The 12,874-nt window shown below is 65.9% G+C and carries 14 protein-coding genes; 7 read left to right on the forward strand and 7 right to left on the reverse strand.

From position 1 onward, the window contains the following. Positions 1-112 precede the first annotated feature (112 nt). A complete protein-coding gene (locus tag ACW9UR_RS01840) occupies positions 113-883 on the forward strand; it encodes a sulfite exporter TauE/SafE family protein (RefSeq protein WP_458915193.1) in 771 nt (256 codons plus the stop codon). 83 nt (positions 884-966) lie between these two features. On the opposite strand, the gene ACW9UR_RS01845 is transcribed toward ACW9UR_RS01840, so the two are convergent. Both ACW9UR_RS01845 and ACW9UR_RS01850 read right to left on the reverse strand, forming a co-directional pair. Next, entirely contained in the window at positions 967-2,466 is a 1,500-nt protein-coding gene (locus ACW9UR_RS01845; protein ID WP_458915194.1) for a gamma-glutamyltransferase, read from the reverse strand. Between the two features lie 88 nt (positions 2,467-2,554). Then, the gene (locus ACW9UR_RS01850) at positions 2,555-4,168 is read right to left on the reverse strand and encodes a phosphoenolpyruvate carboxykinase (protein ID WP_458915195.1); all 1,614 of its coding nucleotides are present in this window, start codon (positions 4,166-4,168) and stop codon (positions 2,555-2,557) included. 292 nt (positions 4,169-4,460) lie between these two features. On the opposite strand from ACW9UR_RS01850, the gene ACW9UR_RS01855 reads away from it, so the two are divergent. Genes ACW9UR_RS01855 through ACW9UR_RS01880 form a run of 6 tightly spaced genes read left to right on the forward strand, consistent with a single transcriptional unit; the run spans position 4,461 to position 8,970 of the window. Next, positions 4,461-5,159: a response regulator transcription factor gene (locus tag ACW9UR_RS01855; RefSeq protein WP_458915196.1), complete on the forward strand. Its 699-nt coding sequence runs from the start codon at positions 4,461-4,463 to the stop codon at positions 5,157-5,159. 20 nt (positions 5,160-5,179) lie between these two features. Then, complete coding sequence (locus ACW9UR_RS01860) at positions 5,180-6,880, forward strand: ATP-binding protein (RefSeq protein WP_458915197.1); 1,701 nt, start codon at positions 5,180-5,182, stop codon at positions 6,878-6,880. Between the two features lie 18 nt (positions 6,881-6,898). After that, complete coding sequence (locus ACW9UR_RS01865) at positions 6,899-7,387, forward strand: HPr kinase/phosphorylase (RefSeq protein WP_458915198.1); 489 nt, start codon at positions 6,899-6,901, stop codon at positions 7,385-7,387. Continuing rightward, entirely contained in the window at positions 7,371-8,288 is a 918-nt protein-coding gene (gene rapZ, locus ACW9UR_RS01870; protein WP_458915199.1) for an RNase adapter RapZ, read from the forward strand. The genes ACW9UR_RS01865 and rapZ overlap by 17 nt, the downstream gene beginning before the upstream one ends. After that, positions 8,285-8,698 carry a PTS sugar transporter subunit IIA gene (locus tag ACW9UR_RS01875; protein ID WP_458915200.1) on the forward strand — a complete coding sequence of 138 codons (414 nt, stop codon included), beginning with the start codon at positions 8,285-8,287 and terminating at the stop codon, positions 8,696-8,698. Before rapZ ends, ACW9UR_RS01875 begins: the two co-directional genes overlap by 4 nt. Next, positions 8,698-8,970 carry an HPr family phosphocarrier protein gene (locus tag ACW9UR_RS01880; protein ID WP_458915201.1) on the forward strand — a complete coding sequence of 91 codons (273 nt, stop codon included), beginning with the start codon at positions 8,698-8,700 and terminating at the stop codon, positions 8,968-8,970. Before ACW9UR_RS01875 ends, ACW9UR_RS01880 begins: the two co-directional genes overlap by 1 nt. Here the strand turns inward: ACW9UR_RS01880 and ACW9UR_RS01885 are convergent. The 5 genes from ACW9UR_RS01885 to ACW9UR_RS01905 form a co-directional block, all read right to left on the reverse strand. Next, positions 8,967-9,551 carry a cytochrome b gene (locus tag ACW9UR_RS01885; RefSeq protein ID WP_458915202.1) on the reverse strand — a complete coding sequence of 195 codons (585 nt, stop codon included), beginning with the start codon at positions 9,549-9,551 and terminating at the stop codon, positions 8,967-8,969. The two genes, ACW9UR_RS01880 and ACW9UR_RS01885, sit on opposite strands and share 4 nt — an antisense overlap. Next, on the reverse strand, positions 9,552-10,112 hold the full coding sequence (locus ACW9UR_RS01890) for a YceI family protein (RefSeq protein ID WP_458915203.1): 561 nt from the start codon (positions 10,110-10,112) through the stop codon (positions 9,552-9,554). 67 nt (positions 10,113-10,179) lie between these two features. Continuing rightward, positions 10,180-11,055 (reverse strand): 3-hydroxybutyryl-CoA dehydrogenase, encoded by an 876-nt coding sequence (locus ACW9UR_RS01895; protein ID WP_458915204.1) that lies wholly within the window; start codon positions 11,053-11,055, stop codon positions 10,180-10,182. A 75-nt stretch (positions 11,056-11,130) separates the two neighbouring features. After that, entirely contained in the window at positions 11,131-12,060 is a 930-nt protein-coding gene (locus tag ACW9UR_RS01900; RefSeq protein ID WP_458915205.1) for an electron transfer flavoprotein subunit alpha/FixB family protein, read from the reverse strand. Next, positions 12,060-12,821 (reverse strand): electron transfer flavoprotein subunit beta/FixA family protein, encoded by a 762-nt coding sequence (locus ACW9UR_RS01905; RefSeq protein ID WP_458915206.1) that lies wholly within the window; start codon positions 12,819-12,821, stop codon positions 12,060-12,062. Before ACW9UR_RS01905 ends, ACW9UR_RS01900 begins: the two co-directional genes overlap by 1 nt. Positions 12,822-12,874 lie beyond the last annotated feature (53 nt).

Genomic DNA, 12,874 nt, shown 5'->3' on the forward strand with positions numbered 1-12,874 from the left:
TCAATAATCTTGCGCAACAATTATCCAATTATCGGCTAAGCGATGGAATATTATTAGCATTGCGCTTGCCCGTTCCCGGTGCCAGACCCTGTCGGGCAGGCAAGGGGGGCATATGGAGCAGCTGATCGACCTCTACGGCGGCTGGACGGTCGTCGCGGCCTTCGGAGTGTTCGTCTGCGCCGGTTTCGTGAAGGGCGCGGTCGGTTTCGCTCTTCCGATGATCGCGATCAGCGGTGTTGGCTCGCTGATGTCGGCCGAGGTGGCTCTGGCTGGCCTGATCCTTCCAGCACTCGTCACCAACCTCCAGCAGAGCTTCCGCAATGGTCTGGCCGAGGCGGTGGGCACGCTCCGCAAGTACTGGCGGCTGAACTTCGCACTCTTCCTGCTGATCGGCCTCTTCGCGCAGCTCGTAACGCTGCTCTCGGACGAGGCCTATTTCGTCATCCTCGGCGTGATGGTCACCCTTGCGGGGAGTGTGCAACTCGCCGGGTGGCGTCCGCGATTCCCGCCGCGCCTGACCCATATCGTCGAGTGGATCACGGGCATCATCGCAGGCTTCTTCGGCGGCATCGCCGGGGTCTGGGGCCCGCCGATCCTGATCTACCTCCTGGCGCGCGAAACCCCGAAGGCCGAACTCGTCCGCGCGCAGGGCATCAGCTTCCTCGTCGGGTCAATACTCCTGGTCGGCGCACACCTGATCTCCGGCGTCCTGAACAGCATGACGTTGCCCTTCTCGGCCTGGGCGATCGTCCCAGCCATCGCGGGGATGGTGCTGGGTCAGGTGCTGCAGGACCGGCTGGACCAGGACAAATTCCGCCGCCTGACGCTTTTCGTGCTGGTCCTCGCGGGCCTCAACCTTCTTCGGCGCGGCCTCTTCGGCTGAGGTGCGGGAAGCGCGCCCGCCTTCCACTTTCCTCAAATATCCCCGCCGGAGGCATCCTGCGCCAATGACCGCGCGGCGATAGGTCACCCGACCGCCGCCGCCCCCGCGCGCCGCGGATCGCCCGTCGCCTGCGTGCCGCCGCGCCGGTCCCGCCGCGCGACATGCACGCCACCGAAATACATCGCCGGGCGGTCCCAGACCGTCGCCTCGGGCCACTCCGCCAGCAGCGCGTCGCGGCGGCCATCCTCGCCCAGGTCCTCGAAACTCAGGTTGCCATCCTCGACATGCATTCGTGGCATCGCCACGGCCTCCTCAAGCGGCAGGCCCGCATCGATCAAAGCCAGCAATGTCGTCGCCAGAGCCGAGCGGATCCTGTTCGAGCCGCCCGAGCCGAGCAGCGTGAGCGCCCCCTCCTGATCGCGCATCGCCGTCGGGCACATCATCGAGGCCAGCCGCCGGTCTGGTGTCCAACCGACCGGCCCGTCCGGCGACAGGTCCTCTTCGCCCAGCATGTTGTTGGGCTGGATCCCGGTGCCCGGCAACAGCTTCCCGCAACCCTCGCCGTTCGAGAGGCTCAGGGCCGCGCCCGAGCCATCCGCGGCGATGACCGAAATGTGCGTCGTTCCGCGCAGGGCGGGCGTGTGCGAGGCCAGCAGCCGGCGCAGGTGCTCCATCCGGGCCGGGTCAAGCAGCAGCGCGCCGGCACGGTCCGGGTGGCGGTCGATGTCCAGATCGCTCCGCAGCCGGGCGACCTCGGCCAGGGCCTTTGCCACCAGCGCCGGGCGCGGTGCGCGGGGCAGGGCGCCGAGGGCAAGCGCGATCTGCACGCCTCCGAGGCTGGGTGCCGGGTTCAGCGCGATATCGTGCCCTTGGCGGCGCAGCATCAGCGCCGCGCGCCATTCGGGGCGGGCGTGGCGCAAGTCCTCCGGGGTCAGGTGGCTGCCGGGCAGATCGGCGAGCATCTGCCCGATCTCGCCTTCAGTGAAGAAGCGCGGACCCTCGGCGGCCAGCACCTCCAGCACATCGGCCAGGTCCGGGTTGCACTGCACGCTGCCCGCCTCGACGGGCTTGCCGCCGGGGGCATGGAGCGCCGAGACCTCGGGCGAGGAGGTCAGGATCGGCGCAACCAGCCCTGCGACCTCGGCCTGAAAGTCCGTGACCTCGACTCCCTGCCGCGCCTGCTGCGCGGCGAAGGCGACCAGATCCGGGAAGGGAATCTTTCCGTGCCGCTCGTGCGCCTCGAACAGCGCCGGGATCAGTGTCGGCGTCGCCACCGTGCCCGCGCCGATGTGGAAGTCCTGCGTCGCCGTGCCGAAGTCGACGGTGATCGTCGACAGGTCCAGCTCGCCCTCGGGTCTGCGGCGGCGCGGGGTCTGCACGAATGCGTCGAGGACGTGCGGTGCGCCGGCCTCGGGGGACAGCATCAGGAAGCCGCCGCCCAGCGGCTGCGCCAGCACGGGCTCCACCACGAAGGCGGTGCAGGCGGCGGCGATGCAGGCATCAACAGCACTGCCGCCGGCACGCAGGATCTGTTCGGCCGACTGCGTGGTCAACGTGTGGCCTGAGGCTACAGCATAGGTCATGGGATCGCGGGTCCGTTCATCGGCGCAGCATTAGCCGAGCGCCCCCCGCAGGCGCAAGCGGCCGCCGGTCTCCCGGCGGCCGTATCCGTCACATGGCGCCGCGGAACACCACGGCTTCTTCCATCACGTCCGCGTCGACGAAATCCTCGTACTGGCGGAAGTTTTCCTCGAACATGCGCACGAGGCGCGCGGCCTGCCGGTCATAGGCATCGGCCTTGTCCCAGGTCCGGCGCGGGTCGAGCAGAAGGTCGGGCACGCCCGGGCACGAGGTCGGCACGGCGAAGCCGAAGGCGTCGTCCATGCGGAACTTCTGCTTGTTCAGCGAGCCGTCCAGCGCCGCCGCCAGCAGCGCACGGGTGGCCTTGATCGGCATCCGGCTGCCCACGCCGTAAGCGCCGCCGGTCCAGCCGGTGTTCACCAGCCAGCAGGTCGCGCCCGTCTCGGCGATCTTGTCACGCAGCATCGCGCCATAGACCTCGGGGCGCAGCGGCATGAACGGCGCACCGAAGCAGGTCGAGAACGTCGGCTGCGGCTCGGTCACGCCCTTCTCGGTGCCCGCCACTTTCGAGGTGAAGCCCGACAGGAAGTGATACATGGCCTGCGCCGGGGTCAGCTTGGCGATCGGCGGCAACACCCCGAAGGCATCGCAGGTCAGCATGATGACGTTCTTCGGCTGCCCGCCCCGCGCGGTGGAGGAGGCGTTCGAGATGAACTCGAGCGGGTAGGCGCAGCGCATGTTCGCCGTCAGGCTGTCGTCCGAGAAGTCCAGCTCCCGTGTGTGCGGGTCGTAGACCATGTTCTCGATCACGGTGCCGAAGGTCGAGGTGGTGGCGTAGATCTCCGGCTCGGCCTGGGGGCTCAGGTCGAGCGTCTTGGCATAGCAGCCGCCTTCGAAGTTGAAAGTGCCCTTGTCGGACCAGCCATGCTCGTCGTCGCCGATCAGCACGCGGGACGGGTCGGCCGACAGGGTGGTCTTTCCGGTGCCGGACAAACCGAAGAAGATTGCCGTGTCGTGCGGATCGCCCGGCGCATGGTTGGCCGAGCAGTGCATCGGCATCACGCCCTGCTCGGGCAGCAGCGCGTTCAGTACTGAGAACACCGATTTCTTGTTCTCGCCCGCGTAGGAGGTGCCGCCGATCAGGATCAGCTTGCGCTCGAACGAGATCGCAATGACGGTTTCCGACCGGCAGCCGTGCCGCTCCGGGTTGGCGTTGAAGCTGGGGCAGTTGAGGATCGTGAAGCCCGGCTCGAACCCGGCCAGTTCCGACTCGTCCGGGCGGCGCAGCAGGTGCCGGATGAACAGCCCGTGCCAGGCCAGCTCGGTGATCACCCGCACGTTCAGCCGGTAGTCCGGATCGGCGCCGGCGTAGAGATCCTGCACGAACAGCTCGCCGCCTTCGATATGCGCAACCATGTCGGCGCGCAGGCGCTCGAATGCGTCGGGATCCATGGGCGCATTGTTGTCCCACCAGATCTTGTCCTCGACCGATGGTTCGCGGACGACGTGCTTGTCCTTGGGCGAGCGCCCGGTGTGCTTGCCGGTGCTGACCAGCAGCGTACCGCCACGCCCAAGTTCGCCCTCGCCGCGCCGGATCGCCGACTCGATCAGGGCATGTTCGAGTTGGTTGTAGTGAATCGTGGCAGCGCCCGGAAACCCGGTCGCCTCCAGTGTTTGGTCAGGGTTCACTGTACCCGTTGTCATAAGGGACTCCTCCTCATGCCAGACGACCGCCCAGAATGGACGGTGTCTCTCTCCCCTAGCGGAGGCTGCGAACGCCGGAGGGCCAGTCCGGTGGAAAATATCTCAATTTTGCCATGTTTGCAGCGTTTCCGAGGGTCAGGGTACCATCTTGTCGCCACTATTCCACTTGATTTTGTGTGGCCAAGGTGCGGCACACCGCGCCAATTGTGCATTCGCATGATGGTAACGATTTGGCCGACAGAACAACGGCTGTGTAAGACTCTTTGGAAAACATGGACCGGAGGATCAGATCATGTCGGCGAACATCGCCCTGGTGGATGACGATCGGAATATCCTGACGTCGGTCTCCATGGTGCTGGAAGGCGAAGGATACGCAGTCCGCACCTACAACGACGGGGCATCGGCCCTGACGGCTTTCGAGAAGACGTTGCCGGATCTGGCGATCCTCGACGTCAAGATGCCGCGCATGGACGGGATGGAGTTGCTGCGCCAGCTGCGCACCAAGACCGACATGCCGGTGATCTTCCTGACCTCGAAGGACGAGGAGATCGACGAACTCATCGGTCTGCGCATGGGCGCGGACGATTACATGCGCAAGCCGTTCTCGCAGCGCCTGCTGGTAGAGCGGATCCGCACCATCCTGCGCCGTCGCGAGAACGCGATGAAAGAGCCGTCGGAGACCGAGAACAACACGCTCGTCCGCGGCAGCCTGACCATGGACCCCCAGCGCCATTCGGTGATCTGGAAGGGGGAGCCGATCACCCTGACGGTGACCGAGTTCCTGATCCTGCAGGCCCTCGCGCAGCGTCCTGGCTTCGTGAAAAGCCGCGACCAGCTTCTGGACGTCGCCTACGACGACCAGGTTTACGTCGACGACAGGACCATCGACAGCCACATCAAGCGGATCCGAAAGAAGTTCAAGGCGCATGATTCCGAGTTCTCTTCGATCGAAACGCTGTACGGCATCGGTTATCGCTACAACGAAGCCTGATCCCCTCACGGGGGCCGGACATGGCTGACGGGGGCGCGATCAAGGATCGCGCCCGCCCGCGCGTCATCCTCTCGGCCGAGAAGGGCCGCGGCGGTAGTGACGACGGTCCGGCGCTGATGGATTGGACCGCGCGGTTCGGCCGCCGGTCGCCGCTGTCACGAAAGATCATCACCTTCAATCTGCTGGCGCTGGGCGTGCTGCTCGCCGGTGTGCTCTATCTCAACCAGTTCCAGGGCGGGCTGCTGGAGCTGCGCGCTCGCTCGCTGGTGACCGAGGGGCGGCTGGTGGCCACGGTGCTCTCCGACCGGCTGGGCGGAGAGATAGACGGCACTTCGGCAATCGACGCGATGGTAACCGTGCAGGGCGCGACCTCGGCCCGGCTGATGCTGTTCGATGCACAGGGACGGCTGGTAACGCGGCTGGAGTCCGGCGGCGCCATTCCATCTGGTGACCAGATCGACGGCGGTACCGCGCAGGAACAGGCGCCCTCGGCCTTCATCTCGATCATGGGGCAGCTCTGGGACCGGATGAGCCGCATGTTTGCCGCCCGCCAGCAGGAGGTCGAACCGCTTTCGCTCTCGACCATCGGCCCGCTGGCCGAGACCGCTCTGGTCGAGAACCGGATCGTCCGTACCTCTGGCGCGACACAGCAGGGCGACCAGATCCTGTCCGTTGCTCTGCCGGTACCCGGCCCGACCGCCGACGCGGCCCCGCTTGGCGCGCTGGTGTTGACGACCCCGCCCGGCGACGTCGACACCTTCATCCGTTCGGAGCGTGAGAAGATCCTCCAGGTATTCGCGCTGGCGATCATCAGTTCGATCGTACTCAGCCTCGTGCTCGCCAACACCATCGTCCGCCCGCTGCGCGATCTGTCCGAGGCCGCGCACGATGGCGGCACCCGCAATGCCAAGCAGCTGAACCCCGAGCGGATTAACATTCCGGACATGACCGGTCGCCCGGACGAGATCGGTTATCTTTCCGGGGCGATGCGCCTGATGACCCGCGCGCTCTTCGACCGGATCGAGGCGAACGAGATGTTCGCCGCCGACGTCGCGCACGAGATCAAGAACCCGCTGACCTCTCTGCGCTCGGCGGTAGAGACCTTCCCCTATGCCAAGACCGACGAGGCGCGCGAGAAGCTGCTGAACGTCATCAAGAACGACGTCGACCGACTCGATCGCCTGGTTACCGACATCTCGAACGCCTCGCGGCTCGACAGCGAACTGGTCCGCGACCAGATGGAGGTGTTCGACCTGCACGCGCTCCTGTCGAGCCTGATCCAGTTCAACGAGGGGATAGCTGCTGAGGCGGGCGCGAAGCTGATCCGCGGGTTCGAGGAAGAGCCATTCAAGATCACCGGTCTCGAAGGGAGGCTGGCGCAGGTCTTCGTGAACCTGATCACCAACGCGATCTCGTTCGCCTCAGAAGGCGATGAAATCCGCGTGACGACCGTGGTGCAGGGGCGGAAGGTCCGCGTCAGTGTCGAGGATCAGGGCCCAGGTATCCCGGACGAGAATCTCGCCGACGTGTTCGAGCGCTTCTATTCCGAGCGTCCTCAGAAAGAGGAGTTCGGCAACCATTCTGGCCTCGGGCTGGCGATCTCGCGCCAGATCGTGCAGGCGCACGGCGGCGAGATCTGGGCCGAGAACATCCGCCCCGAAGGCGTCGGTACGGACGTGCCCCCAGATGGTGCCCGCTTTGTCGTCGAACTGCCGGTTTGATCCCCTTGTGAGCAGGTCGTGGTAGGCCCGGCCTCCGAGACGCTCCACGGAACCTGCGTCGCATGGCAGGGGCGAGCCGCGCTGCTTCTGGGCCGCTCCGGCAGCGGCAAATCGGCGGTCGCGCTTCAGATGATGGGAATGGGCGCGGAGTTGGTAGCCGATGACCAGGTGCGGATCTTCGCCGAACCGGACGGTCTGTGGGCCTCTGCTCCGCCGCGGCTCGCCGGTCTGATCGAGGCGCGCGGCATCGGCCTTCTGCAGGTCGCCCATACGGCGTCTGCGCGGATCGTGCTGGCAGTCGATATGGAAATGAACGAAACTACACGCTTACCGCAGTTGCGAACGCGACGAATCACGAGCGGGTGCGTACCATTGATTGCCGGCGCGGAGCGTCCATATCTCAGTCAAGAAGTTCTGGCATGCCTGAGACACGGGCGCGAGCCGCTTCTGCTAGACCCTGACGACTTCCAGGACACCGAAGACAAGAGCCATGCAGATCGCGATTGACCCTTCCGCCACCATTCAGGACGTGGCCATTGTCACCGGCCCATCCGGTGCTGGACGGTCGACTGCGATCAATGCGCTGGAGGATCTGGGCTTCGAAGCGATCGACAACCTGCCGCTTTCGTTGCTCGAACGCCTGTTCGCCGGTGGCGCGCACGACCGGCCGCTGGCGGTTGGCATCGATGCGCGGACCCGCGACTTCAGTGCCGATGCGCTGATGGCGGCGGTCGAGACGCTGACGTCGAACCCACAGCTCAGCGTTTCGCTTGTCTACCTCGATGCCGATACGGACACGCTGCTCCGCCGGTACTCGGAAACACGGCGCCGACACCCGCTGGCTCCTGCCGAGACCCCGCTCGTGGGAATCGAGAGGGAGCGTACCTTGCTGGGAGGCCTGCGAGAGCGGGCTGACGTCCTGATCGACACCGGGAACCTGTCACCGCACGATCTGCGCGCCGAGGTCTGGCGCTGGTTCGGTCGCGGCGAAGGGGCCGAGATGGCCATTTCGGTCCAGTCCTTCAGCTACAAGCGCGGCAGTCCGCGCGGCGCTGACATGGTCCTGGATTGCCGCTTCCTGCGAAATCCGCACTGGAAACCAGAGTTGCGCAGGCTTACGGGAGAGGACGGGGCTGTCGCCGAGTACGTGATGTCAGACCCGCTTTACCAGCCCTTCATGGATCAGACTCGGGCCATGCTGGACCTGCTGCTGCCGGCCTACAAAGCCGAAGGAAAGTCCTATTTCACCCTGGCTCTGGGATGTACCGGAGGGCAACACCGTTCGGTTTGCGTGACGGAACGGCTGTCGAATGGGCTTGCGAAGGCGGGTTGGCAGGTGTCTATTCGACATAGAGAACTGGAGCGATCCGTTGGGGGGCGGGTGCTCAAAGGTGTGGTGGAGTCTTGATCGGCATCGTCATCGTTGCACATGGCGGACTGGCCAGAGAATACCTGGCCGCCATGGAACACGTCGTAGGAAGGCGGCCCGGAACGCGCGCCGTCTCGATCGGGGCTGAGGACAGCCGCGCCGAGAAACAGGCCGAAGTGGATGCCGCTGTCGCGGAAGTGGACGATGGTTCGGGTGTGGTCGTTGTGACCGACATGTTCGGCGGTACCCCCTCCAACCTTGCCGTCGCCGCGTGCTCCGACCCCAACCGCAAGGTGCTTTACGGCGTCAATCTTCCTATGCTGGTCAAGCTGGCCAAGGCCCGACACAAGCCGCTGGACGTGGCCGTGGACTGCGCGCTCGACGCGGCGCGCAAGTACATCAATTGCGCCGACGGCCTCGGCGTGACGAAGGGCGCGATGACCGCCTGATGGCCGGCCCCGTGACGATGAACATACGGAACGAGCGCGGGCTGCATGCCCGGGCCTCGGCGAAATTCGTCGAGATTGTCGAGGCGCATGAGGCGGAAGCGCAGGTCAGTCGCGACGGCATGACGGTTTCCGGCGATTCGATCATGGGTCTGCTGATGCTTGCCGCGGCCAACGGCACGAGCATCGAGGTTTCCGCGGACGGGCCGGATGCCGACGCCCTTTTGCAGGCGCTTCAAAACCTCGTCGATGACCGTTTCGGCGAGGGCCGCTAGCGCCCGCGCAGCATGCGCCGCAGCACCGGATCGCGGTCCGCGAAATGGTGCTTGAGCGCCGCCGCGACGTGCAGCCCGAGCAGGAGCGCGAGACCCAGCGCAAGGATGCCATGCAGGCGGCGTAGTCTAGCTGCCAGCGCCTCCGAGCCTTTGGGGAAGGGGTCCGGCAGCTCGAACAGCCCGAATACCATATTGGGGATCTGGAACGGCAGCGCGTCGGCATCGTTGAGCGGCGAGGCAGAAGCCATCAGCCATCCGCTTAGCGGCAGCGCCAGCATCAGCGCATAGAGCGCTAGGTGTGAGAGCCGCGCCGCCTGGCGCTGCCAGCTGGGCATTTCCACCGGATCTGACGGCCGCGCTCGTTGCGACGCGCGCCAGGCGATGCGGAGACAGGCGAGCGCGAAGACCATCGTACCGAAGCTCTTGTGCCGCTGGATCAGGTCGAACTGCAACAGCAGGTCCTGCTCCACCCGACTCATCCAGAAACCGAGCCCCAGCATCCCCAGGATCAACGCCGCCATCGACCAGTGCACCGCCCGCGTGGGCCAGCCCCAGCCATCGCGACCGTCCCTGAAGCTCATCTAATCGGACCGCATCAGCAGGCGGATGCGGATCGGCAGAACTGCCGCGACCTCAGGTAGGCCGGTGGTGTGACCGAAATCGCGACGGTCGACCGAACCGCCGATGTTGAACCCTGCGTCGAAGCGGTCCGGCGCGCCGGCGGTCGGGCCATAGCGGAACACCTGAGCGCCGAAGGCGACGGGCCGGGTCTGGCCGAACATGGTCAGGCGACCGAAGACGTCCGCCGTCTGCTCCGAGGTCTGCACCAGCCGGTCCAACCGGTAGTCCATCCAGGGATGGCGCTCGACGTCGAGGTACTCAGGGCCACGCACGAAGGCGTCCACCACCGCGGCCCCGGTCGAGACCGTCCGGGCGTCGACCCGGATCGAGGCCTTGGCGCTTTCGGGTCGCTGTTGGTCGAAGATCACCTCGCCGACGACATTGTTGAACCGCAAGGTCACCGTCCGCCCGCGCCAATCCACGTCCACCTCGACCCGGGTCTCGCCCGGGACAAGCCGCCATTGCTCCGCCAGAAGGGCGGCGGGCCACAGCCACAAAAGCACAAGAATGAGGACGCGCATTCGGCTCTCCCTTTCGGGTAGCCTAGCGCATTCCAAGGCTTTGGGCGCGCGACAATCCGCGCGCGGTTCAGCGGGTCGGGACCGGTTCCTCGCCGCGGTAGTCGTAGAAACCGCGCTGCGTCTTGCGGCCCAGCCAGCCGGCCTCGACGTATTTCACCAGCAGCGGGCAGGGTCGGTACTTGGTGTCTGCGAGCCCGTCGTGCAGCACGTTCATGATCGCCAGGCAGGTGTCGAGACCGATGAAATCCGCCAGCTCCAGAGGGCCAAGGGGATGGTTCGCGCCCAGTTTCAGCGAGGTGTCGATCGAGGTCACGGTCCCCACACCCTCGTAGAGCGTGTAGATCGCCTCGTTGATCATCGGCATGAGGATGCGGTTGACGATGAAGGCCGGGAAATCCTCGGCTGTGGCCGAGGTTTTGCCCAACCGGTCCACTACGCCCTGCAGCGTCTGGAAGGTTTCCTCGTTGGTGGCGATGCCGCGGATCAGCTCGACCAGCTGCATCACCGGGACCGGGTTCATGAAGTGCAGGCCCATGAAGCGTTCGGGGCGGTCGGTGCGGCTGGCCAGCCGCGTGATCGAGATCGACGAGGTGTTCGAGGTCAGGATCGTCTGCTCGCCCAGGTGCGGTGCGAGGCCCTTGAAGATCTCGTGCTTGATCGCCTCGTTCTCGGTCGCGGCCTCGATGATCAGGTCGGACTTGCCGAGGATCGACAGGTCGGTCTGCTTCGAGATCCGCGCAAGCGCGGTATCCCGTTCGCCCTGACTGATTTTCTCGCGCGAGACCTGGCGGTCAAGGTTGTCGCCGATGGTCTGCAGCGCGCGGTCCAGCGCCTCGTCTGAAATGTCGTTGATGGCGACGTCATAACCCGCCAGCGCGCAGACATGCGCGATGCCGTTGCCCATCTGGCCGGCGCCGATCACGCCCACGGTCTTGATATCCATGCCCCAAAATCCTTTCGGCAGTCGCGGCGGACCTTAGAGCCGGGGCACGGTCCGCCGCAACCTGATTTGCCGAATTCAGCCCAGCTTCTGTTCCAGCTCGGGCACCGCGTCGAAGAGATCTGCGACCAGGCCGTAGTCGGCGACCTGGAAGATCGGCGCCTCTTCGTCCTTGTTGATCGCCACGATCACCTTCGAGTCCTTCATCCCCGCGAGGTGCTGGATCGCGCCAGAGATGCCGACGGCGATGTAAAGCTCGGGGGCGACGACCTTACCGGTCTGGCCAACCTGCCAGTCGTTCGGGGCATAACCCGAATCGACCGCCGCGCGGCTGGCGCCCACTGCGGCCCCCAGCTTGTCGGCGAGTTTCTCGATCAGCGCGAAGTTTTCCTCGGAGCCGACGCCGCGGCCGCCGGAGACGACGATCTTTGCGCTGGTCAGCTCGGGACGGTCGCTTTCGGCGACCTTGTCCTCGACCCATTCGGACAGGGCCGGATTGTCGGCCATCGAAACTGTCTCGACCGGGGCCGAATTGCCGGAGCCTGCGGCGTCGAACGTCGAGGTGCGGATCGTCAGCACCTTCTTCGCATCGCCCGACTGCACGGTCTGGATCGCGTTGCCGGCGTAGATCGGGCGCTCGAAAGTGTTGCCGTCGACGACACCCGAGACGTCCGAGATCACCATGACGTCCAGCAGCGCGGCGACACGGGGCAGGATGTTCTTGGCATCGGTGGTCGCTGGGGCGGCGATGTGCTCGTAGTCGCCCGCGAGGCTGACGATCAGCGCGGCGGTCGGCTCGGCCAGGCGGTGGCCCAGGGCGGCGTCCTCGGCCACGAGGACCTTGGCGACACCGTCGATCTTTGCGGCGTCAGCCCCTGCTGCGGCGGCGCTGGCCCCGGCACACAGCACGGTGACCTCGCCCAGCTTGGCGGCGGCGGTCACGGCCTTGGCGGTGGCGTCCAGCGACAGTGCGCCGTCGGTCACTTCGGCAAGAAGAAGAACGGCCATCAGATCACCCCCGCTTCGTCTTTGAGTTTCGCGACCAGCTCGTCCACCGAGCCGACCATGACGCCCGCTGCGCGTTCGGCCGGTTCGGTGGTCTTGACCACGGTCAGCCGGGGCGTGACGTCTACGCCGTAGTCGGCGGGCGTCTTCTCATCCAGCGGCTTCTTCTTCGCCTTCATGATGTTCGGCAGCGAGGCGTAACGCGGCTCGTTCAGGCGCAGGTCCACGGTGACGATGGCGGGCATCTTGACCTTGATGGTCTGCAGGCCGCCATCGACCTCGCGGGTGACGACCGCGCTGTCGCCTTCGACCTTCACCTCGGAGGCGAAGGTGGCCTGGCTCCAGCCCAGCAGCGCCGAAAGCATCTGCCCGGTCGCGTTCATGTCGTTGTCGATCGCCTGCTTGCCGCAGATCACGAGGCCCGGCTGCTCCTCGTCGATGACGCCCTTGAGCAGCTTGGCGACGGCCAGCGGCTCGATGTCCTGGTGCACGTCGTCGGCGGCGACGATCAGGATCGCGCGGTCGGCGCCCATGGCGAGCGCGGTTCGCAGCGTCTCCTGCGCCTGCTTCACGCCGATCGAGACGGCGACGACCTCGGAGGCGGTGCCCGCTTCCTTCATGCGGATCGCCTCTTCGACGGCGATCTCGTCGAACGGGTTCATCGACATCTTGACGTTGGCGAGATCGACCCCGGTGCCGTCGGCTTTCACCCGCACCTTCACGTTGTAGTCGATCACGCGTTTCACAGGCACAAGGACCTTCATTCGCGTCTCTCCCTCACTGTGGCGGGGTGGATTTGCACCCCGGTCGGGTCGGG

The organism is Halovulum sp. GXIMD14794 (assembly GCF_054457455.1).

Excerpts from the sequence above, each read along its gene's own strand:
- ACW9UR_RS01880 (WP_458915201.1), top strand. The coding sequence starts at position 8,698 with ATGGCCGGCCCCGTGACGATGAACATACGGAACGAGCGCGGGCTGCAT.
- ACW9UR_RS01855 (WP_458915196.1), top strand. The coding sequence starts at position 4,461 with ATGTCGGCGAACATCGCCCTGGTGGATGACGATCGGAATATCCTGACG.
- ACW9UR_RS01895 (WP_458915204.1), bottom strand. The coding sequence starts at position 11,055 with ATGGATATCAAGACCGTGGGCGTGATCGGCGCCGGCCAGATGGGCAAC.
- rapZ (WP_458915199.1), top strand. The coding sequence starts at position 7,371 with ATGCAGATCGCGATTGACCCTTCCGCCACCATTCAGGACGTGGCCATT.
- ACW9UR_RS01885 (WP_458915202.1), bottom strand. The coding sequence starts at position 9,551 with ATGAGCTTCAGGGACGGTCGCGATGGCTGGGGCTGGCCCACGCGGGCG.
- ACW9UR_RS01860 (WP_458915197.1), top strand. The coding sequence starts at position 5,180 with ATGGCTGACGGGGGCGCGATCAAGGATCGCGCCCGCCCGCGCGTCATC.
- ACW9UR_RS01890 (WP_458915203.1), bottom strand. The coding sequence starts at position 10,112 with ATGCGCGTCCTCATTCTTGTGCTTTTGTGGCTGTGGCCCGCCGCCCTT.
- ACW9UR_RS01905 (WP_458915206.1), bottom strand. The coding sequence starts at position 12,821 with ATGAAGGTCCTTGTGCCTGTGAAACGCGTGATCGACTACAACGTGAAG.
- ACW9UR_RS01840 (WP_458915193.1), top strand. The coding sequence starts at position 113 with ATGGAGCAGCTGATCGACCTCTACGGCGGCTGGACGGTCGTCGCGGCC.
- ACW9UR_RS01900 (WP_458915205.1), bottom strand. The coding sequence starts at position 12,060 with ATGGCCGTTCTTCTTCTTGCCGAAGTGACCGACGGCGCACTGTCGCTG.
- ACW9UR_RS01850 (WP_458915195.1), bottom strand. The coding sequence starts at position 4,168 with ATGACAACGGGTACAGTGAACCCTGACCAAACACTGGAGGCGACCGGG.
- ACW9UR_RS01845 (WP_458915194.1), bottom strand. The coding sequence starts at position 2,466 with ATGACCTATGCTGTAGCCTCAGGCCACACGTTGACCACGCAGTCGGCC.